General features: G+C 70.0%; 14 protein-coding genes. 8 read left to right on the top strand and 6 right to left on the bottom strand.

Translation table 11 applies throughout. The annotated features are described in order from the left end of the window. Positions 1-73: 73 nt before the first annotated feature. From OHA64_RS39480 to fdhD, 5 genes are read left to right on the top strand one after another with little or no spacing between them, the layout of a single operon-like run. Entirely contained in the window at positions 74-1,045 is a 972-nt protein-coding gene (locus OHA64_RS39480) for a 2-dehydropantoate 2-reductase (RefSeq protein WP_405621672.1), read from the top strand. 10 nt (positions 1,046-1,055) lie between these two features. After that, positions 1,056-2,981 carry a molybdopterin oxidoreductase family protein gene (locus tag OHA64_RS39475; protein ID WP_405621670.1) on the top strand — a complete coding sequence of 642 codons (1,926 nt, stop codon included), beginning with the start codon at positions 1,056-1,058 and terminating at the stop codon, positions 2,979-2,981. A gap of 4 nt (positions 2,982-2,985) precedes the next feature. Then, entirely contained in the window at positions 2,986-4,818 is a 1,833-nt protein-coding gene (locus OHA64_RS39470; RefSeq protein WP_405621667.1) for an NAD(P)H-dependent oxidoreductase subunit E, read from the top strand. Between the two features lie 28 nt (positions 4,819-4,846). Then, entirely contained in the window at positions 4,847-5,707 is an 861-nt protein-coding gene (locus tag OHA64_RS39465) for a 2Fe-2S iron-sulfur cluster-binding protein (protein WP_405621665.1), read from the top strand. 7 nt (positions 5,708-5,714) lie between these two features. Beyond that, entirely contained in the window at positions 5,715-6,599 is an 885-nt protein-coding gene (fdhD, locus tag OHA64_RS39460; protein ID WP_405621663.1) for a formate dehydrogenase accessory sulfurtransferase FdhD, read from the top strand. A 96-nt stretch (positions 6,600-6,695) separates the two neighbouring features. Here the strand turns inward: fdhD and OHA64_RS39455 are convergent, their stop codons facing one another. Both OHA64_RS39455 and OHA64_RS39450 read right to left on the bottom strand, forming a co-directional pair. Continuing rightward, positions 6,696-7,244, bottom strand: a complete 549-nt coding sequence (locus tag OHA64_RS39455) for an isochorismatase family protein (protein ID WP_405621660.1) — start codon at positions 7,242-7,244, stop codon at positions 6,696-6,698. A gap of 19 nt (positions 7,245-7,263) precedes the next feature. Then, positions 7,264-7,401, bottom strand: coding sequence for a hypothetical protein (locus OHA64_RS39450; RefSeq protein ID WP_405621658.1), 138 nt, complete (start codon positions 7,399-7,401; stop codon positions 7,264-7,266). A gap of 36 nt (positions 7,402-7,437) precedes the next feature. Between OHA64_RS39450 and OHA64_RS39445 the strand changes: the two genes are divergently transcribed. Continuing rightward, positions 7,438-8,664 carry a DUF4185 domain-containing protein gene (locus OHA64_RS39445; protein ID WP_405621655.1) on the top strand — a complete coding sequence of 409 codons (1,227 nt, stop codon included), beginning with the start codon at positions 7,438-7,440 and terminating at the stop codon, positions 8,662-8,664. Here OHA64_RS39445 and OHA64_RS39440 read toward each other — a convergent pair. Continuing rightward, the gene (locus tag OHA64_RS39440) at positions 8,600-9,613 is read right to left on the bottom strand and encodes a bile acid:sodium symporter family protein (RefSeq protein WP_405624301.1); all 1,014 of its coding nucleotides are present in this window, start codon (positions 9,611-9,613) and stop codon (positions 8,600-8,602) included. The two genes, OHA64_RS39445 and OHA64_RS39440, sit on opposite strands and share 65 nt — an antisense overlap. A 193-nt stretch (positions 9,614-9,806) precedes the next feature. Here OHA64_RS39440 and OHA64_RS39435 point away from each other — a divergent pair, with 193 nt between their 5' ends. Both OHA64_RS39435 and OHA64_RS39430 read left to right on the top strand, forming a co-directional pair. Then, complete coding sequence (locus OHA64_RS39435) at positions 9,807-10,676, top strand: LysR substrate-binding domain-containing protein (protein WP_405621653.1); 870 nt, start codon at positions 9,807-9,809, stop codon at positions 10,674-10,676. Positions 10,677-11,092: 416 nt separating this feature from the next. After that, entirely contained in the window at positions 11,093-12,919 is a 1,827-nt protein-coding gene (locus OHA64_RS39430; protein WP_405621650.1) for an AMP-dependent synthetase/ligase, read from the top strand. Here OHA64_RS39430 and OHA64_RS39425 read toward each other — a convergent pair. The 3 genes from OHA64_RS39425 to OHA64_RS39415 are packed head-to-tail and all read right to left on the bottom strand — an operon-like array spanning position 12,916 to position 19,121. Beyond that, positions 12,916-14,949: a PQQ-dependent sugar dehydrogenase gene (locus OHA64_RS39425; protein ID WP_405621647.1), complete on the bottom strand. Its 2,034-nt coding sequence runs from the start codon at positions 14,947-14,949 to the stop codon at positions 12,916-12,918. The genes OHA64_RS39430 and OHA64_RS39425 overlap by 4 nt on opposite strands. A gap of 12 nt (positions 14,950-14,961) precedes the next feature. Beyond that, positions 14,962-17,229, bottom strand: a complete 2,268-nt coding sequence (locus OHA64_RS39420) for an alpha-galactosidase (protein ID WP_405621644.1) — start codon at positions 17,227-17,229, stop codon at positions 14,962-14,964. Then, positions 17,226-19,121 carry a discoidin domain-containing protein gene (locus OHA64_RS39415; RefSeq protein WP_405621642.1) on the bottom strand — a complete coding sequence of 632 codons (1,896 nt, stop codon included), beginning with the start codon at positions 19,119-19,121 and terminating at the stop codon, positions 17,226-17,228. Before OHA64_RS39415 ends, OHA64_RS39420 begins: the two co-directional genes overlap by 4 nt. Between the last annotated feature and the right edge of the window lie 4 nt (positions 19,122-19,125).

Below are 19,125 nucleotides of genomic sequence, written 5' to 3'. Positions count from 1 at the left end.
ATACTGTAGACAATATTTCGTCGACATGATTCGACAGTTCCTCGGTACCCTCGACCGAACGGAGCTTCCTCGCATGAAAGTCGCAGTGCTCGGCGCCGGAGCCATCGGCGCCTATGTCGGTGCCGCGCTCCACCGCGCGGGCGCCGACGTGCATCTCGTCGCCCGTGGACCGCATCTGGCGGCCATGAGGCAGCACGGAGTACAAGTGCTCAGCCCGCGTGGCGACTTCACCGCCCGCGCCCACGCCACCGACGACCCGGCCGAGATCGGGCCCGTCGACTTCGTCTTCCTCGGCCTGAAGGCCAACTCGTACGCGGCGTGCGGGCCGCTGATCGAGCCTCTCCTCGACGACTCCACCGCGGTGGTCGCCGCTCAGAACGGCATCCCCTGGTGGTACTTCCACCGGCACGGCGGCCCCCACGACGGCCACCGCGTCGGGAGCGTGGACCCGAACGGCGCGGTCAGTGCGGTGCTCGCGCCCGAACGGGCCATCGGCTGCGTGGTCTACGCGGCGACCGAGCTCGAAGGGCCTGGTGTCGTACGGCACTTGGAAGGGACCCGGTTCTCGGTCGGCGAGCCCGACCGGAGCATCTCGGCACGCTGTCTGGCCTTCAGCGAGGCCATGCGGGCCGGCGGTCTGAAGTGCCCGGTCGAGCCAGAGGTGCGCAACGACATCTGGCTCAAGCTGCTCGGCAACATCTCCTTCAACCCGATCAGCGCGCTGGCCCGCGCCACCATGCGGCAGATGTGCCTGCACGGCGGCACCCGAAAGGTCATCGAGATCATGATGGCCGAGACGCTCTCGGTCGCCGAGGCCCTCGGCTGTGAGGTCGGTGTCTCCATCGAGCGCCGTCTCGCGGGCGCCGAACGGGTCGGCGACCACCGCACCTCCACGCTCCAGGACCTGGAGCGCGGCAAGCCGCTGGAACTCGACGTGCTGCTCGCGGCCGTCGTCGAACTGGCGGAGATCACCGGCGTCCAGGTGCCCACCCTGCGCACCGTGCACGCCATCTCGGACCTGCTCGCGCTGAGGAGCGCCGCATGAGGAGCGTCGTATGAGGAAACGCGACCGAACCCCGAAGACCTACACCCGGCTCACCCACCCCCTGGTCCGGGACTCGCGCGACGAGCCGTTCCGGCAGGCGAGTTGGGAGGAGGCCCTGGACCGGGCGGCTCGGGGCATCGAGGCGGCGCGCGGCGCGTTCGGGATGTTCTCCTGCGCCCGCGCCACCAACGAGATGAACTACGTGGCGCAGAAGTTCGCCCGCGTCGTGATGGGCACCAACAACGTCGACTCCTGCAACCGGACCTGTCACGCCCCGAGCGTCGCCGGTCTGTCCGCCGCCTTCGGATCGGGCGGCGGAACGTCCTCGTACGAGGAGATCGAGCACACCGACGTCATCGTGATGTGGGGCTCCAACGCCCGCTTCGCGCATCCGATCTTCTTCCAGCACGTTCTGAAGGGCGTCCACAACGGCGCCCGCATGTACGCGGTCGACCCACGCCGGACGTCCACCGCCGAGTGGGCGGAGAGCTGGCTCGGCCTGAATGTCGGCACGGACATCCCGATGGCGCACGCGATCGGCCGCGAGATCATCCACGCGGGCCTGGCGAACGAGGCGTTCATCGAGCGGGCGACCGCCGGCTTCGAGGAGTACGAGGCGTTGGTCGAGCCGTGGACGCTGTCGCTCGCCGAGAAGGTGACCGGCGTACCGGCGCGTGCCATCCGCGAGTTGGCGCACGCCTACGCCCGCGCCGAACGCGCCCAGCTGTGCTGGACCCTCGGCATCACCGAGCACCACAACGGCACCGACAACGTCCGTGCCCTGATCAACCTCTGCCTGCTGACCGGGCACGTCGGCCGGTACGGCTCGGGGTTGCAGCCCCTGCGCGGGCAGAACAACGTGCAGGGCGGCGGCGACATGGGCGCCATCCCCAACCGTCTCCCCGGCTTCCAGGACATCCTCGACCCCGGCACCCGGCTGAAGTTCGAGTCCGCGTGGGACACCGTCATCCAGCCCCACTACGGCATGAACCTGACCGAGATGTTCGAGGCGATGGAGGAGGGCACGCTCAGGGCGGTCTACTGCATCGGCGAGAACCCGGCACAGTCGGAGGCCGACAGCGAGCAGGCCGTACGGCGCATGAGGCAGCTGGACTTCCTCGTCGTGCAGGACATCTTCCTCACCAGGACGGCCGAGTTGGCGGACGTCGTCCTGCCCGCCACCGCGGGATGGGCCGAGACCGACGGCACCACCACCAACAGCGAGCGGCGCGTTCAGCGGGTCCGCCGGGCGGTCACCCCGCCCGGCGAGGCGCGCGAGGACATCGACATCATCTGCGAGCTGGCCGCACGGCTCGGCCACGAGTGGAAGTACGCCGACTCCGAGGCCGTCTGGAACGAGCTGCGCTCGGTCTCCCCGGACCACTACGGGATGACGTACGACCGTCTGGCGGAGCACCAGGGCATCCAGTGGCCCTGCCCCGACACCGACAGGATCGAACCGACGTATCTGCACGGCCGGTTGTGGGAGTCCGACCCGGCGAAACGCGGCCGGCCCGCCCCCTTCGGGCTCGTCCAGCACGATCCGCCGGTCGACCTCACCGACGAGGAGTACCCGATCCGGCTGACCACCGGCCGACGGCTCGACTCGTACAACACCGGTGTCCAGAGCGGGAGTTTCGCTTCCCCGCTCAGGCGCGGCGAGTTCGTCGAGCTGTGCCCGGAGGACGCCGAACGCTACGGAGTCGTCGTCGGGGAGGAGGTGCGGGTCAGCTCGCGGCGCGGCGCGGTCGTCGCGCCGGTGTGGATCGACACCGCCCTGCGTCCCGGGCTGGCCTTCATGACCATGCACTTTCCCGACGAGGTGGACACCAACCAGCTGACGATCGAGGCCAATTGCCCGATCGCGGGGACGGCGGAGTTCAAGGCGTCGGCGATCCGCATCGAGAAGCTTCCGGTCGTGACCTACGTGAGGTGAGGCAGTGGACCTGCACTTCGGTGACAGCAAACCGACGGACGAGGAGAGGGCGGCGGTCGACGCGCTGCTGGGCCCGCCCGACTCCTCCTGGGAGGGTGCCGACCGCGACGAGATGAGGGCCGCCGACCTGAGGTGGGCCCGTGGCGGCCGCGCGGCCCGGGACCGCCGCGACCAGCTGTTGCCGGGGCTGCACGCGATCAACGACCGGATCGGCTGGATCAGCGAGGGCGCCCTGGACTATCTGTGCCGACGACTGACGGTGCCGCCGGCAGAGGCATACGGGGTGGCCACGTTCTACGCGATGTTCTCCGTCGGACCCAGGCCCGCGACCGTGCTGCACGTGTGCACGGACCTGGCGTGCGCGGCGGCCGGGGCGTCCGAGCTGTGCGCCGGGATCGAGTCCCGGCTGGGTCTCGGCAGCGGTGTCTCCGTGGAGCGCGGCCCGTGCCTGGGGCTGTGCGAACGGGCTCCGGCGGCGCTCGCGATCAGGGCCGGCGATCCGGTGCGTACGGCGGTCTCGGCGCCGGCGACCGTGGAGCAGGCCGTCCTCGCCGCGAGCGCACCCGACTCGGCACCCGAGGAGCCGGCGGCGGCGATGGCGGTGCCGCAGGCGGGCGACCCGGCGCTGACGCTGCTGCGGCGCGTCGGCGTCGTGGATCCGTCGTCGCTCGACGACTACCGCGCCCACGGCGGCTACACCGCGCTGCGCCGGGCCTTCGAGCTGGGTCCCGCCGGCGTGATCCGCGAGGTGACCGACTCCGGCCTGGTCGGGCGTGGTGGCGCCGCCTTCCCCACGGGCCGCAAATGGCAGGCGACGGCGTCCCAGCCCGACCACCCGCACTACCTGGTGTGCAACGCCGACGAGTCCGAGCCGGGCACCTTCAAGGACCGGGTGCTCATGGAGGGCGATCCGTACGCCCTGGTGGAGGCGATGACGATCGCGGGGTACGCGACCGGCGCGCACCAGGGCTACCTCTACCTCCGTGGTGAGTATCCGCGGGCGATCCGCCGGATGCGGCACGCCCTCGACCAGGCGCGCGCCCGCGGTCTGCTCGGCGACGACGTCCTCGGTCAGGGCTACGCCTTCGACATCGAGATCCGGCGCGGCGCGGGCGCGTACATCTGCGGCGAGGAGACCGCCCTGTTCAACTCGATCGAGGGCCACCGTGGCGAACCGCGCTCGAAGCCGCCCTTCCCCGTCGAGAAGGGCCTGTTCGGCAAACCCACGGTCGAGAACAACGTCGAGACGCTGGTCAACGTGCTGCCGGTCCTCACGATGGGCGCCCCGGCGTACGCGGCGATCGGCACGCGGCGTTCCACCGGGCCCAAGCTGTTCTGCGTGTCGGGCACTGTGGAGCGGCCCGGGATCTACGAGCTGCCGTTCGGTGCGACGCTGGGCGAGCTGCTGGAGCTGGCCGGGGTGCGCGCGGGGCTGCGGGCGGTGCTGCTCGGCGGGGCGGCCGGTGGCTTCGTACGGCCGGACGAACTGGATATACCGCTCACCTTCGAAGGCACCCGGGAGGCGGGCGCCACCCTCGGTTCGGGGGTGGTGATGGCCTTCGACGACACGGTCCCCCTGCCCCGTCTGCTGCTCCGCATCGCCGAGTTCTTCCGGGACGAGTCGTGCGGGCAGTGCGTACCGTGCCGGGTCGGGACCGTGCGGCAGGAGGAGGCGCTGCACCGGATCGCGGACCGCACGGGCGCCGCCGCGGCCGATGACATCGCCCTGCTCAGAGAGGTGGGCCGCGCGATGCGCGACGCCTCCATCTGCGGTCTCGGGCAGACCGCGTGGAACGCCGTGGAATCCGCCATCGACCGTCTGGGGGCGTTCGAATGACCGCTCATCGTCACGCAGGAGCCGCCGTATGACCGTGACACCGCTGGGGATCCCCCGCCGTCTGCTGGAGTTCACGATCGACGGGGAGGAGGCCAGGGTGCCCGAGGGTTCGACGATCCTCGACGCCTGCCGGGCGGCCGGGAAGGACATCCCGACCCTCTGCCAGGGCGACACCCTCACCCCGAAGAACGCCTGCCGTGTCTGTGTCGTCGAGGTCGAGGGGTCCAGGACCCTCGTCCCGGCCTGCTCCCGCACGGCGGAGCCCGGTATGGAGGTGCGCACAGACACCGAACGCGCCCGGCACAGCCGCAAGATCGTCCTGGAGCTGCTCGCCTCCTCGGTCGACCTGTCGACGACCCCGCGGGTGGCCGAGTGGATCAAGGAGTACGAGGCGAAGCCGGACCGTTTCGGCCCGGACGCGGCCCGCCTGAACGAGGAACCGAAGATCGACAACGACCTCTACGTGCGCGACTACGACAAGTGCATCCTCTGCTACAAGTGTGTGGACGCCTGCGGCGACCAGTGGCAGAACACCTTCGCGATCTCCGTCACGGGACGTGGTTTCGACGCCCGGATCGCCGTCGAGCACGATGCTCCGCTCACCGACTCGGCGTGCGTCTACTGCGGCAACTGCATCGAGGTGTGTCCCACGGGGGCGCTGTCCTTCAAGTCGGAGTTCGACATGCGGGCGGCGGGTACCTGGGACGAGTCGGCACAGACCGAGACGACCACGGTGTGCGCGTACTGCGGAGTGGGCTGCAACCTGACGCTGCACGTGCAGGACAATGAGATCGTGAAGGTCACCTCACCGCACGACAACCCGGTGACCCACGGCAATCTCTGCATCAAGGGCCGTTTCGGCTACCAGCACGTACAGAACCGGGGCTGATCAGGACATGGGACGAGTCACGGAACGACGCAAGGTGATCCGGATCCGGGACGGCGTGGTCTCCAGCCGCCCGGACACGCTCGTCGCGGAGGAGCCGCTGGAGATCCGGCTGAACGGCAAACCGCTGGCGATCACGATGCGCACACCGGGCGACGACTTCGCGCTCGCCGCCGGTTTCCTGGTGAGCGAGGGGGTGCTGGCCGCCGCGTCCGACCTGCTGAACATCGTGTACTGCGCGGGCGCGACGGGTGGGGGCCCCTCCCGCTCGAGCGGAGCCGAGAGTGGGGGAGGGGCGAACTCGTACAACGTGGTGGACGTGCGGACGGCGCCGGACGTCCAGATACCCGACATCACGCTGGAGCGGAACGTCTACACCACCTCGTCCTGCGGACTGTGCGGCAAGGCGAGCCTCGACGCCGTCCGTACGACGGCCCGCTGGCCCATCTCCGACACTCCCCGGGTCCGTGTCGACCCGGAACTGCTCGCGAGCCTCCCCGACCGGTTGCGCGCGGCCCAGCGGGTCTTCGACCGGACCGGGGGTCTGCACGCGGCGGCCCTGTTCACCGAGGAGGGGGAGCTGGTCGACGTCCGGGAGGACGTGGGCCGGCACAACGCGGTCGACAAGCTGGTCGGCCGCGCCCTGCAGAACGGGGACCTGCCGCTGTCCCGCACGATCCTGCTGGTGTCGGGCCGGGCGTCCTTCGAGCTGGCGCAGAAGGCCGTGATGGCGGGCATCCCGGTGCTCGCGGCGGTGTCCGCGCCCTCCTCCCTGGCCGTGGACCTGGCCGCCGAGACGGGCCTGACCCTGGTCGGATTCCTGCGGGGCAGTTCCATGAACGTGTACGCGGGCGAGGACCGTATCGCCCTGCGGGCCGCGGCCGCCCAGGGCTGACCGGTTCCCCCCGCGACACGGCGGCGGGGCCCCGAACGGCGGGGAGCGCCCCCTGCGCCGCGGGGGCCCCGCCTCAACCCGGGTGTCGGGCCCGGGTCAGGCGCTTCGGACGAAGCGCACCTCGGCCGCCGTCACCACCGTGCCCAGGCGCGGGAAGTCGAGCCGTACCGACGCCTCGTGCTCGGCGGCGGTGAGTGCCGCCATGGCGTCCTCGACGAAGACGAGGTCGTAGCCGAGGTCCGAGGCGGCGCGGGCGGTGGACTCGACACCGAGGTTGGTGGCGATGCCGCCGAACACGAGTGTGCTGACGCCGAGTTCGCGCAGGCGCTCGTCCAGGCCGGTGCCGTGGAAGGCCCCGATGGTCCGCTTCACCATCTCGACGTCGCCCTTCTGTGCCAGACCGGGCACCAGTCCGCTGCCGGGCGGCTGCTCGGGGACGCCGGGACGCTCGACACGCACCACGACCACGTGCGCACCTCTCGCCCGGAAGGTCGCGGCCAACTCCGCGCCCACGGCGAGGACTTCGGTTCCCTTGCGGGGTTCGAGCGGCAGCGCGACGATGCGTTCCATCAGGTCGACGAGTACGAGGGCGGTGCGCGCGGGATCGAGCGCGAGGCCGGAATCGGCGGTGCGGGGTGCGGTCATGACGGAACGTTAGTCGCCGTCAGCCCTCCGTACCGGACATCCGGATCAACAGGCCCGTGAACTGGTCCCGTTCGGCCGGTGACAGCGGGGCGAGCACCGACGCGCAACGCGGCGCCGACAGGGCGCCCGTGTCGAACACCGTCCGGTGGCTGCCCATGGACCAGATGGAGGACAGCCACTAACGTCCCGGAGGGTGCCCGAGGACACACGAGCGCGACAGCGGACGGGAGCCGGGCTCGGCATACTGCTGGCCCTGGCTCTCGCGGCCGTGCTGCTCCGCGCCTTCCCCGACGACGATCGGCGCAAGGCCGACGACTGCGCTCCGCACACCGTCGGCGCGTCGTCCGCGGACGACCGTCTCACCACCGAGTTCGCCCGCTACGGCGACGACGCCACCCGGGCCGACGACTGGACCGGCGGCGACGGCACCCACTCGGTGCGACTGCCTGACGGCCGGCTGCTGTGGCTGTTCTCGGACACCTACCTGGGCCAGGTGCACGGCCCGCCCAACCCGGTCGGCGAGTCCTACGCCTGGCGGGACGGCACCGCGCCCCTGGTACGCAACTCGGCCGTCGTGATGCGCGACGGCCGGCTGGAGAGCACGCTCCCCGCCCCTCTCTTCCCCGATCCGGGCCCCCACCAGTGGCGCTGGCCGGTCGCGGCGCGGGTCGAGCCCCGCTCCCCCGGCTCCTCGGAGCGGGTTCTGCGGGTGCTGCTGTGGGTGCGGACGGCGGGAGCGGCGCCGTGGGTGTTCGGGGTGCCCACCGCCACCGAGGTCGCCACGCTCTCGCTGCCCGGCCTGCGGGTGGAGTCCGTCGTCGAGGTGCTCGACCAGCGGCTCGTCCAGGATCCGTCCCGGCGGGTGCTCTTCGGTACCACGCTGGTCGAACGGGGCGGCTGGACCTACGTCTTCGGCGGCGACGACGGTCAGGCCGCGTCCCGGCCCACCTCGCACGCGTACGTGGCGCGGGTGCCCGCGGGCGGGCTCGGCGATCCCGCCGCCTGGGAGTACTGGGACGGCTCCGCCTGGGCGGCGCGCGCCCGTCCGGGTGCCGTGCTCGGGGACGGACGGCGCACTGGTGTGGGCAGCGCGTTCTCGGTGGTGCGCCGGGGCGGTACGTATCTCCTGTTCACGATGGCCGCGGGAACGCGGGGGCTGACCACGGTGACCTCGTACTGGGCCTGCTCCCCCACCGGTCCCTGGCACGGCCCGGCGAAGGGCTTCACCCCCGCGCTGCCGCCCGGCCAGGTCGCCGCGTACAACCCGCAGGCGCACCCCGAACTGAGCGACGGCGGGCGGCTGGTGCTCAGTTACGACGTGAACTGGCTGGAGCCCACCGGCGCCGCGGCGCAGCTCAATCGGAACGTGTCCCTGTACCGACCGCGGTTCGTGACGCTGCGCCCGGCGCCGAAGGTGTGACCTCCTCGGGCACGTCGCGCGAGCGGCGCTTGGCGATGACCGCGCACACCATCAGCTGCATCTGGTGGAAGAGCATCAGCGGCAGCACGGCCAGCGAGGCCTGCGCGCCGAACAGGACGCTCGCCATCGGCAGCCCGGAGGCGAGGGACTTCTTCGAGCCCGCGAACTGGATCGTGATCCGGTCCTCCCGGCCGAAGCCCAGCGCCTTGCCGCCGTACCAGGTCAGGGCGAGCATCACGGCGAGCAGGACGGCCTCGACGGCCAGCAGACCGGCCAGCCGGACGGGGCTCACCTGGTGCCAGATGCCCTGGACCATGCCCTCGCTGAAGGCGGTGTAGACGACGAGGAGGATCGATCCGCGGTCGACCAGGCCGAGGACCTTCTTGTGCCGCGTGACGAACCCTCCGATCCAGCGGCGCAGCAGCTGCCCCGCGAGGAACGGCACCAGCAGCTGGAGCACGATCTCCAGGAGCGAGTCGGCCGAGAACCCTCCGGTGCCGCTGCCGAGCAGCGCGGCGGCGAGCAGCGGGGTGACGACGATGCCGACCAGGGAGGAGAAGGAGCCCGCGCAGATCGCGGCCGGCACGTTGCCGCGGGCCATGGAGGTGAAGGCGATCGACGACTGGACGGTCGACGGGACCAGGGTGAGGAAGAGCAGGCCCTGGTAGAGCGGGTGGGTCAGGAACACCGGCACGAGTCCGCGGGCGGCCAGTCCGAGCAGCGGGAAGACGACGAACGTGCACGCCAGCACCGTGGCATGGAGCCGCCAGTGCTTGAGCCCGTCCAGGGCCTCACGGGTCGACAGCCGGGCGCCGTAGAGGAAGAAGAGGAAGGCGATGGCGGCCGTGGACGCGCCGGAGGCCACGTCGGCACCCGTCCCGCGCGCGGGGACCAGGGCCGCGAGGCCCACCGTCCCGAGCAGCAGCAGGATGTAGGGGTCGATCGGCATCCAACTCGGCCATCGCAGGCGTTTCACGGTGCTCCACTTGCTGATTGTCCTGTACTCGTGCCCACAAGGGCCCACTTGCCTGTGCCCGTTGCTTGTGCCCGGAAGGGCCCCTTCCATCGTCCTCTCTCGACCCTTGATCGGGAATCCGGCATACCACTCTGACTGTCATCATGTTCCGCGATAGCCTGAGGTGGTGTACGACCCCTCCCAGCTGCGTACGTTCCTCGCGGTGGCCCAGACGCTCAGCTTCACGCAGGCCGCCAGGCGCCTCGGCCTGCGCCAGTCCACCGTCAGCCAGCACGTGCGCCGTCTGGAGGACGCCACTGGGCGGCAGCTGTTCAGCCGGGACACGCACTCGGTGGAGCTGACGGAGGACGGCGAGGCGATGCTCGGCTTCGCCCGCCGGATCCTCGCGGTGCACGAGCAGGCGACGGCGTTCTTCACGGGCACCAGGGTGCGCGGCAGACTGCGTTTCGGCGCGTCGGAGGACTTCGTGCTGACCCGGCTGCCGGAGATCCTGGAGGGCTTCCGCTACGACCATCCCGAGGTCGACCTGGAGCTGACGGTCGAACTGTCGGGCACGCTGCACGAGCAACTGGCAGCGGGAAAACTGGACCTGGTGCTGGCCAAGCGGCGCCCCGAGGACCCGCACGGCCGCCTGGTGTGGCGCGACGAGCTGTCGTGGATCGGCGCGGAACGGCTGCGGCTGGACGCGGACCGTCCGGTGCCGCTGATCGTGTACCCACCGCCCGGCATCACCCGTGCGCTCGCCCTGGAGGCCCTGGAACGGCAGGGCCGGGCCTATCGCATCGCCTGCACCAGCGGCAGTCTCAACGGCCTGATCGCGGCGGCCCGCGCGGGCCTCGGCGTGATGGCTCACTCCCGGGGACTGATCCCGCCGGGCCTGGTGCGGGCACCGGAGCGAGCAGAGCTGCCGGAACTCGGCAGCGTCGACTTCGTCCTGGTCCACGGCCGCCGCCGCACCTCGGCCCAGGGCGCGGCGGACGCCCTGGCGGCGGCGATCCTGGCGGGCGGGGAACGCCTGCAGCGACGGGGGGTCTAGATGTGCTGTCGGGGCAGCGGTGGTGACCGGTCCCACGGCCGTGACCGCCGAGGCACTGGTGCGGCCCCCGTCAGGCCGACCGTGGCGGCCTGGGCCCGGTGACGGATGCGGCCGTCCGGGCGCTGAAGGAAGAGGGGACACGCGCTGACGCGGGGGCCGCCGCGCACCCTCCGAGAGGGCCTGCCAACAGGACAGAGGGGCGTAATCGGGTCGTACAGATTCGGTGGAGATTGCGGGACCGAAACTTACTGAACCGTCAGCTTTCTGTCCGACCCTTCCCCATGTGAGCGCATTTCGCGTCACTGACAGCTGCCTGTGTGAGCACTGCTCGTGTTCGACCCCCCTCCCGCCCTGTGTCCGGGTGGGGTAGCTTTCACCGCGCTGCGGGGAGCGCCACGAGAAGCCGGGAGCGGGGTTTGCGCGAGTTCACCAACCCTCCGTTGGCGTTGGCACCGCCGGTGGGCGGTCTGGCCGATGTCGTCTTCCAACATGCCCAGGAAGACCCTCTGTATATCGCGCTCGGCCGAAAGAACGAGGACGGCCAGTGGCGCGACGTGACCGCCGCGGAGTTCCGCGACGAGGTCCTGGCCCTCGCCAAGGGCCTGCTCGCCCAGGGCATCCGCTTCGGCGACCGGGTCGCGATCATGTCGCGCACCCGCTACGAGTGGACGCTCTTCGACTTCGCGCTGTGGACGATCGGCGCCCAGGTGGTGCCGGTCTACCCCACCTCCTCGGCGGAGCAGTGCTTCTGGATGCTGTACGACGCCGAGTGCACGGCGGCGATCGTGGAGAACGAGGACCACGCGATGACGATCGCCACGGTCATCGACCGGCTGCCGCAGCTGCGTCAGCTGTGGCAGCTCGACTCGGGCGCCCTGCAGCAGCTGTACGAAGCCGGCGCGCACATCGACGACGAGGTGGCGCACCGGCACCGGCAGGCGGTCACCCCCGACTCGGTCGCCACGATCATCTACACCTCGGGCACCACCGGCCGCCCCAAGGGCTGTGTCGTCTCGCACGGGAATTTCATGTACGAGGCGGACACGATGATCAAGCGCTGGGAGCCGGTGTTCCACTCGAAGAAGGGCGACGAGGCGGCGACCCTGCTGTTCCTGCCGCTCGCGCACGTCTTCGGACGGATGGTGGAGGTCGCCACCATCCGCGGCAAGGTGAAGTTCGGCCACCAGCCGCAGATGAGCGCGGCCGCCCTGCTGCCCGACCTGGCCGCGTTCAAGCCGACGTTCTTCCTGGGTGTGCCGTACATCTTCGAGAAGGTCTTCAACGCCTCCCGCCGTAAAGCGGAGAAGGAGGGCAAGGCCGGGCCGTTCGGGAAGGCCGTCGAGGTCGCCGTGAAGTACGCGGAGGCCACGGAGGCGAAGGCGTGGGGCATCGGGCCCGGTCCTTCGGCGGGTCTGCGGGTGCAGCACCAACTCTTCGACAAACTCGTCTACACCAAGATGCGAGCGGCGATGGGCGGCCGCATCCGGCACGCGATGACCGGCGGCTCGGGCATGGACCGGCGGCTCGGCCTGTTCTTCGCGGGCGCCGGCGTGCACATCTACGAGGGCTACGGGCTCACCGAGACCACCGCCGCCGCCACCGCCAACCCGCCGGAGCGCACCCGCTTCGGCACCGTCGGGCAGCCCATCCCCGGCATGACCGTGCACATCGCGGACGACAGCGAGATCTGGCTGCGCGGCGACAACGTCTTCCAGGGCTATCTCAACAACCCCAAGGCCACCGACGAGGCGCTGCACGACGGCTGGCTGGCCACCGGCGACCTGGGCTCCCTCGACGAGGACGGCTACCTCACGATCACCGGCCGCAAGAAGGAGATCCTGGTGACCTCGGGCGGCAAGAGCGTGTCGCCCGGCGCGCTGGAGGAGCGCGTCCGTGACCATCCGCTGGTCGCCCAGTGCATCGTCGTCGGCAATGACCGCCCGTACGTCGCCGCCCTGATCACCCTGGACCAGGAAGCCGTAGAGCACTGGCTGACGATGCGCAACAAGCCGCAGATGTCGGCGGCCCAACTGGTGCGCGACTCCGACCTGGAGACCGAGGTCAGGCGGGCGGTGGTGGCCGCCAACACCCTGGTCTCGCAGGCCGAGTCGATCCGCACCTTCCGTATCCTGGCCCAGCCCTTCACCGAGGAGCACGGTCTGCTGACCCCGTCCCTCAAGCTGAAGCGCAAGGCCATCGAGAACGCGTACGCGGGCGAGGTCGAGGCGCTGTACCGGGCCTAGTTGATGCCGACCCGGAAGATCTTGTCCGCGCCGTCCGCCTCACCTCCGTTGTTGTCGCTGTTGGTGGTCGACAGCCACAGCTGATCGGCGCCCGGCACCTTGGTGACCGTGCGCAGGCGTCCGTAGGTGCCGACGTAGTACGCCGTCGGGGTGCCGACGCTCTCGTTGTCGCCGTTGATCGGGATCCGCCACAGGCGTTCGCCGCGCAGGGACGCCATGTAGACGACGTTGCGGACGATGGCGATACCGCTGGGCGAGGCCTCGGAGACGTTCCAGGTGGCCTTGGGGTTGGTCATCCCCGAGACGCTGCAGTTGCCCTCGCAGGTCGGCCAGCCGTAGTTGGCGCCCGGCTTGATCAGGTTCAGTTCGTCCTTGGAGCTGTTGCCGAACTCCGCCTCCCACAACCGGCCGTTGCGGTCGAAGGCGAGGCCCTGCGGGTTGCGGTGGCCGTAGCTGTAGACGTAGTTCCCGAACGGGTTGCCGGGGGCGGCTTTCCCGTCCGCCGTCATGCGCAGGATCTTGCCGTTCAGGGAGTTCTTGTCCTGCGCGAGGTCGGGTGTCTGGGCCTCGCCGGTGGAGACGTAGAGGTAGCCGTCGGGGCCGAAGGCGAGGCGGCCGCCGTTGTGATAGCGGTTCTTCTTGATGCCCTGGAGCAGCACCGTGTAGTCGCCGAGCTTCGTGCCGTCGTACGTCATGCGGACCACGCGGTTGCCCTCGGACGCGGTGTGCATGAAGTAGACGTGGTGGTTGGTCGCCCACTTGGGGTCGACGGCGACGCCGAGGAGGCCGCCCTCGCCGTTGGTGGTGACGGCTTCGGGTACGGTCCCCACCTGGGTTTTCGCGCCGGCCTTCGTGACCTTCCAGACGCGGAAGTCGTCCCGCTCGGTGACCAGGGCAGACTGTCCGTCGGGCAACCAGGAGGTGCCCCATGGGATCGTCCAGCCCGTGGACAGGGTGGCGACGGACGACGGGACGCCGCCGTCGGTGGCGCACGCCTTGGTCGTGAAGCTCACGGTGTTGCTCTGCGGGGACACGTTGCCCGCCGCGTCGCGTGCGACGACGTTCAGGGCGTACGGGCTGTCGCAGGCGAGCCCGGTGAGGGTGGTCGACGTACCGCTGGTGACCGTCTTGTAGACCGTGGTGTCGCTGCGCACGTCGTACGCGACGACCGCCCGGCCGTCCGTCGAGGCGCCCCAGGTCAGGTCGACGCTGTTCGACGTGATGCCGGCCGCGGACAGCGTCCCGGGTCTGGTCGGCGGTGTGGTGTCGGAGCTCGGCCTGGTCGTGCAGTCGACGACCGGGCCGGCCAAGGACGTGTTGCCGGCCGCGTCCCGGGCGATGACGGTGAGGTTGTACGTCGTGCCTGGCGTGAGGCCGGTCAACGCCTTGGAGACCGAACTCCCGGGTGCCTCACTGATTTTGTTGCCGTGCTCGTAGATGTCGTATGCCGTCACGCCCACGTTGTCCGTGGCGGCGCCCCAGGTGAGGGTCAGGCCGTTCTCGCCGATGTCCGAACAACTGGGCTGACCGGGGCGGGTGGGCGCCTGGCTGTCGGCCGCCGCCGCGACGCTGACGCGGTCCAGGTTGGGGCCCCCTGAGTCGGTGGTGGCGGTCGCGCGGATCTTGTTGGACCCGGCCTTCAGCGGCACGTTCACGGTCTTTGTCGCCCAGGTGTCCCAGTCGGCGGTGGCCGGGAAGGACACGCCCGAGGCGACCGCGGCGCCGCCCACGGAGATGTCCAATGGCCGGTCGGTGGCGGTCCCGTTGGCGTACCGGAGGGCGAACGACGAGGTCCCGGTGGCGGTCGCGCTCACCGTGAACTCCACGAAGGAGCCCTTGACGTTGGTGTAGTCGACGAAACCGGTGCCCGTGTAGCCGGTGTGGTTGGTGGCCACGGCGCCCTGGGAGATGGTGGCGTCCTCGGCCTGGTAGTCGGTGGCCGCCAGGGCGTTGCCCCCGGTGAGGCCGACGAGCGGCACGGCGAGGGCCAGCGGGAGGCCCCACGCCAGTGTTCTGGTGGGTCGCTTCATGATGGTGTCCCCTCAGCCCGTGTACCGGGTGAAGACCTTGAGGAAGTCGTACGGCTGCTGCGAGACGCCGCTGCACGCGTCGCCGTCGGTGCCCGAGCCGCAGGCGCGGTCACGGTTGACGGACCAGTAGGTGAGGCGCCCGATGTGATGCTGCTGGGCGTAGGCGAGCATGGTCTCGAAGTCGGCGACGCGGACGCGCTCACCCGAGTCGTCGGTCCTGCCGTTCATCGAGGACAGCCCGATGTGGGCGTAGGCGGTGGTGTCGCTGTAGCCGTACGCCGACTTGACCCGTGCCTTGAGCCCCTCCATGGCCTGCGTGGTCAGGGTGCCCATGTTCGTGGTGCCGCCGCCGAAGTCGAACGGCATGATGCACCAGACGTCGTTCGCCAGGCCGGAGTTCGCGGCCCGCTTGATCATGTCGACGCCGGTGGAGTCGGGGCCGCTGGTGGTGGTGCCGAAGGTGATGACGGTCTTCAGGCCGGGGTTGTTCGCCTTCACGGTCTTCAGCGCGTCGACCACACGCTGCCGCACGGTGGCGTTCGACCACTCGGTGCTCTCGATGTCGATGTCGAGGACCTTCAGCCGGTACGCGTCGATCACCTTCTGGTACGCGCCCGCGAGCGCCGAGGCGCTGGAGCACTTCTCGCCGAGCTTGGTCCCGCTCCAGCCGCCGACGGAGACCATGACATCCCCGCCGGCGGATCTGATCGCGTCGATCCTCGACTGGTCGGTGCCGCCGGTCAGCGGGCGCGTGCCGTCCCACTTCGGGTTGCAGCCGCCGTCGGAGAGGATGAACGCGAGCGTGAACCACCTGACGCCGGTCGCCGACATCACCGAGGTGGGGTTCGGCGGGTTGCCCCAGCCGAGGTACTCGTAGGGTGCGACCGCCATGCCCGGTGAAGCGGCCGCGTTCTTCAGGGAGTTGACGGGTTTCACGCGGATCAGCCGGGTCTCGCCGGGCCGCAGGGTCGCGCTGTAGGAGTCGGCGATCACGCCCTTGTGGGAGCCGGACCACAGGTCGGTGACGTCACCGGAGCCGGTGAAGCCCACCTGCGACCAGTCCACGGCGACCGTCGCGTTGCCGGACGTACCGGTGTTGAACAGGGCCACCACGTACTGGCCGTCGCTCTCCTTCTTGCTCCAGACCTGCTTGACCCCGCTGTTCACGATCCGCTTGGCGGCGACCCCGTCCTGGTTGACTCCGATGAGCCGGTCGTTGGTCAGCATCGCCTTGTCGACCGGGTCGAGGTCGGTCAGATCGGTGCCGAGCAGCAGCGGCGAGGCGGCCATCGCCCAGAGGGTGAAGTGGGACCGGCGCTGGTCGGCGGTGAGGCCCACCCGGTCGCCGTTGCCGATCTCCAGGGAGTCGAGGTCGTTCCAGCCGCCGGGACCCGCGTACGGCTGCCAGGAGGCCGCCGAGTTGAAGCGGGAGGAGACGTGCGACCAGTCGGTGAGCGGATAGCCGCTGCCGTTGGAGCCGGGGCCGCAGTAGCACTCCACGTCGCCCTGCGTGCGCCAACTGTTCGCCAGCTTCTTCCAGGTGGTGGCGTTGGCGATCGGAAGGTTGTTGGACAGCGCGTAGGTGATGGGCCGTCCGGTGGCGCGCAGCGCCTTGTCCCAGGCCTGGACGTCGGGGATGTCCTGGCTGCCCACTCCGTCGATCTTGAGGTAGTCGACCCCCCAGGAGGCGAACTGGCGCGCCCAGGAGTTCACGAACTCCTGCGCGCCCGGCTTCGCGTAGTCGATGTAGTACATGTTCTTGCAGTTGTAGTTCTTCTCCGTCTTCGACGTGTCCGCGATGTCCTTCGCGTGGTACGAGGTCCCCTCGATCGGCGTGTTCTTGGTGACGGCGTTCTTGGCGATGCCGGGGGTCACGTAGAAGCCGAACTTCAGGCCCTTGGAGTGGATGTAGTCGGCCAGCGCCTTGATGCCGGACGGGAACTTGGCGGTGTCGACGGCCCAGCGGCCGTAGGAGTCGACGACGAAGCCGTTGTCGTCGCACTTCTGCCAGAAGTCGTCGAGGTTGATGTGGACGAAGCCGTGGTTCTTGAGGCCGCTCGACACGAGTGCGTCGGCCTGGGCCTTGATCTTCGCCTCGGTCGGCGAGCGGCGGACGAAACTCCAGCTGCTCCAGCCCATCGCGGGCCGCACGGACTGGCCGTTGTCGGAGGCGGCGGCCGGTCGGGCGGCGGCCAGTAACGGGACGGCCGAGGCGATCAGCAGCCCGATCAGGGCCACGACCAGTGATCTGACGCGGGTGATGCGGGTGATGCCTGTCATGAGTGTCCCCTCTTCGCGGGAGTCGCGTACGAGGTGCCGATCCACGCCTCGTCGATCCGCAGCCGCTGGTAGCGGGTCGTGTCGGTGGACGCGGCCCAGGTGGAGTCGACCTGGAGACGGACGTAGCGGGCTTTGGCGGCGGTGAGGTCGATGCCCTGGATGCCGCGGCGACTCGGCAGCTGGCCGGTCTTCACCGGGCTGCCCCAGGTCGAGCCGTCGGTGCTCAGGTACACCTTGTAGTCCTTGATCCGCGCCGACTGCTCGGTGTCCGAGCGGGCGTAGGCGACGGAGTCCTCGCGCTGGTTGAGCCCGAGGTACTGGACCTTCTTCGAGCTGCCGAGGTCGAAGGTGAGGTTCGCCGGGAGGGTCTTGTTGTTGTCCCAGTAGGTGCGGTGGTCGCCGTCGCCGGCGGCCGAGCCCGTGTGACCGCTCGCCGAGGCGCTCGCGCTCACCTTGACGCCGGAGAGGATGCCCTGCCGGCCGGCCGTGGTGACCTTGAAGACCGTGTCGTACGGGTCCCAGTTCCCGAGGCCCGTGAGGGTGAGTACGCCGCCCGACTGCGACCACGAGACCGCCGCTCCCGTACGGAGGTTGGTGACCGAGGCGATGCGGTAGCCGTTGTCGCGGATGCGCAGGGTGCTGGTGCTCGGCGGGGTCAGGACGTGGATGTACTGGCGGTCGGGGTCGGTCTTGCTGATCGTGGTCACGCCGTGCGCGCCGTCGTTCCAGAAGCCGGGCTTGAGGCCGCCGTACATGTAGCCGCCGCCCTCGGTGCCGTGCAGGGACTCCCAGATGGGGTCGAGGTAGGAGTCGGCGAAGGTGTTGAAGGCGGCCTGGTTGGCCGGGAACTTGCCGTCGACCTGCGCGGTCTCGGCCATCAGCGCCTTCACGGACGAGCCGGCGTTGGTGACGAGGCGGCCGAGGGTGAGCATCTTGTCGACCGTCGGGTCGGTGCCGCCGTACCACCAGGCGCCGGTGGAGGGCAGCTTGAAGTCGGCCTCCGTGAGGCGGGGTTGGGCCGTGTAGACCGCCTGGGGGTAGTCGTACGCCGGCGTCATCCCCGTCTTCTGCTCATTGCTGATCATGTCCATGATCGGCGTGTCTTCGTTGTTGTTGCTGATCGTGTAGTTCGGGCGCTTCTGGTAGATCTGCGCGTAGAGGTTGTTGCTCTCCCAGTACGCGTTGTCGTTGTCGATCCAGAAGCCGCCGAGGTCGGGGTAGCGGTCCATGACCTCGAAGAAGTTGTCGTAGCTGAACTGCCCGAAGCCGTCCCGGGTGGTCAGGTCGACGTCCTTGCCCTTGTACGAGGAGTACGCGGCCGAGTCGAGCCACTCGTGGCCGCCCTCTGCGTGCCACTGAGGGTCGTCGGTCATGTAGAGGATGACCTTCATCCCCTTGGCCTTCGCGGCGGTGACGAGTTCGCCGAGGAAGTCCCGCTTGGTGGAGCAGGAGCCGGGGATCTTCGACGGCCAGGCGCGGGCATAGCCGAGGCGGCTGTGGAACGAGGCGAGAACGAGGTACTGCGTGTGCAGCTTCTGGGCCTCCTTCACCCAGTAGTCGGGGCTCCAGCCGCCGTTCGTGACGTCGTTCTCCCAGTCGGTGCAGCTGGTGTGGGCGGGCGCGGTGCGCAGGCCCCAGTGCAGGAAGAGGCCGCCGACGGAGTTGCGGAGGAATTGCTGGCGGGGGCTCTCCAGGTCGAGGGGCTTGACGGGCGTGTCGCCGATGGAGCCGTTCGCCTCGGCGCCGTGCTCGCGTACGTCGTGGACGGCGGCGGCGCGGGGGGCGGTCCGCGGGGCCGCGAGGGCGCCGGGATGGGTGAGCCCGAGGACCACGGCGAGGGCGAACAGGACGATCCCCGCGGCGCGGCGCCGGGGAACGGTGGGGGGTTTCATCGGG

It is taken from the genome of Streptomyces sp. NBC_00076, from assembly GCF_045041235.1.
GTDB lineage: Bacteria > Actinomycetota > Actinomycetes > Streptomycetales > Streptomycetaceae > Streptomyces.
Note: the sequence above shows the minus strand (reverse complement) of the source record. Positions and strands in the feature narration are given on the sequence as shown.

Coding starts and splice junctions, on each gene's coding strand:
- OHA64_RS39480 (WP_405621672.1), top strand. CDS start 74: ATGAAAGTCGCAGTGCTCGGCGCCGGAGCCATCGGCGCCTATGTCGGT.
- OHA64_RS39475 (WP_405621670.1), top strand. CDS start 1,056: ATGAGGAAACGCGACCGAACCCCGAAGACCTACACCCGGCTCACCCAC.
- OHA64_RS39465 (WP_405621665.1), top strand. CDS start 4,847: ATGACCGTGACACCGCTGGGGATCCCCCGCCGTCTGCTGGAGTTCACG.
- fdhD (WP_405621663.1), top strand. CDS start 5,715: ATGGGACGAGTCACGGAACGACGCAAGGTGATCCGGATCCGGGACGGC.
- OHA64_RS39455 (WP_405621660.1), bottom strand. CDS start 7,244: ATGACCGCACCCCGCACCGCCGATTCCGGCCTCGCGCTCGATCCCGCG.
- OHA64_RS39450 (WP_405621658.1), bottom strand. CDS start 7,401: ATGGGCAGCCACCGGACGGTGTTCGACACGGGCGCCCTGTCGGCGCCG.
- OHA64_RS39440 (WP_405624301.1), bottom strand. CDS start 9,613: ATGCCGATCGACCCCTACATCCTGCTGCTGCTCGGGACGGTGGGCCTC.
- OHA64_RS39425 (WP_405621647.1), bottom strand. CDS start 14,949: ATGAAGCGACCCACCAGAACACTGGCGTGGGGCCTCCCGCTGGCCCTC.
- OHA64_RS39420 (WP_405621644.1), bottom strand. CDS start 17,229: ATGACAGGCATCACCCGCATCACCCGCGTCAGATCACTGGTCGTGGCC.
- OHA64_RS39415 (WP_405621642.1), bottom strand. CDS start 19,121: ATGAAACCCCCCACCGTTCCCCGGCGCCGCGCCGCGGGGATCGTCCTG.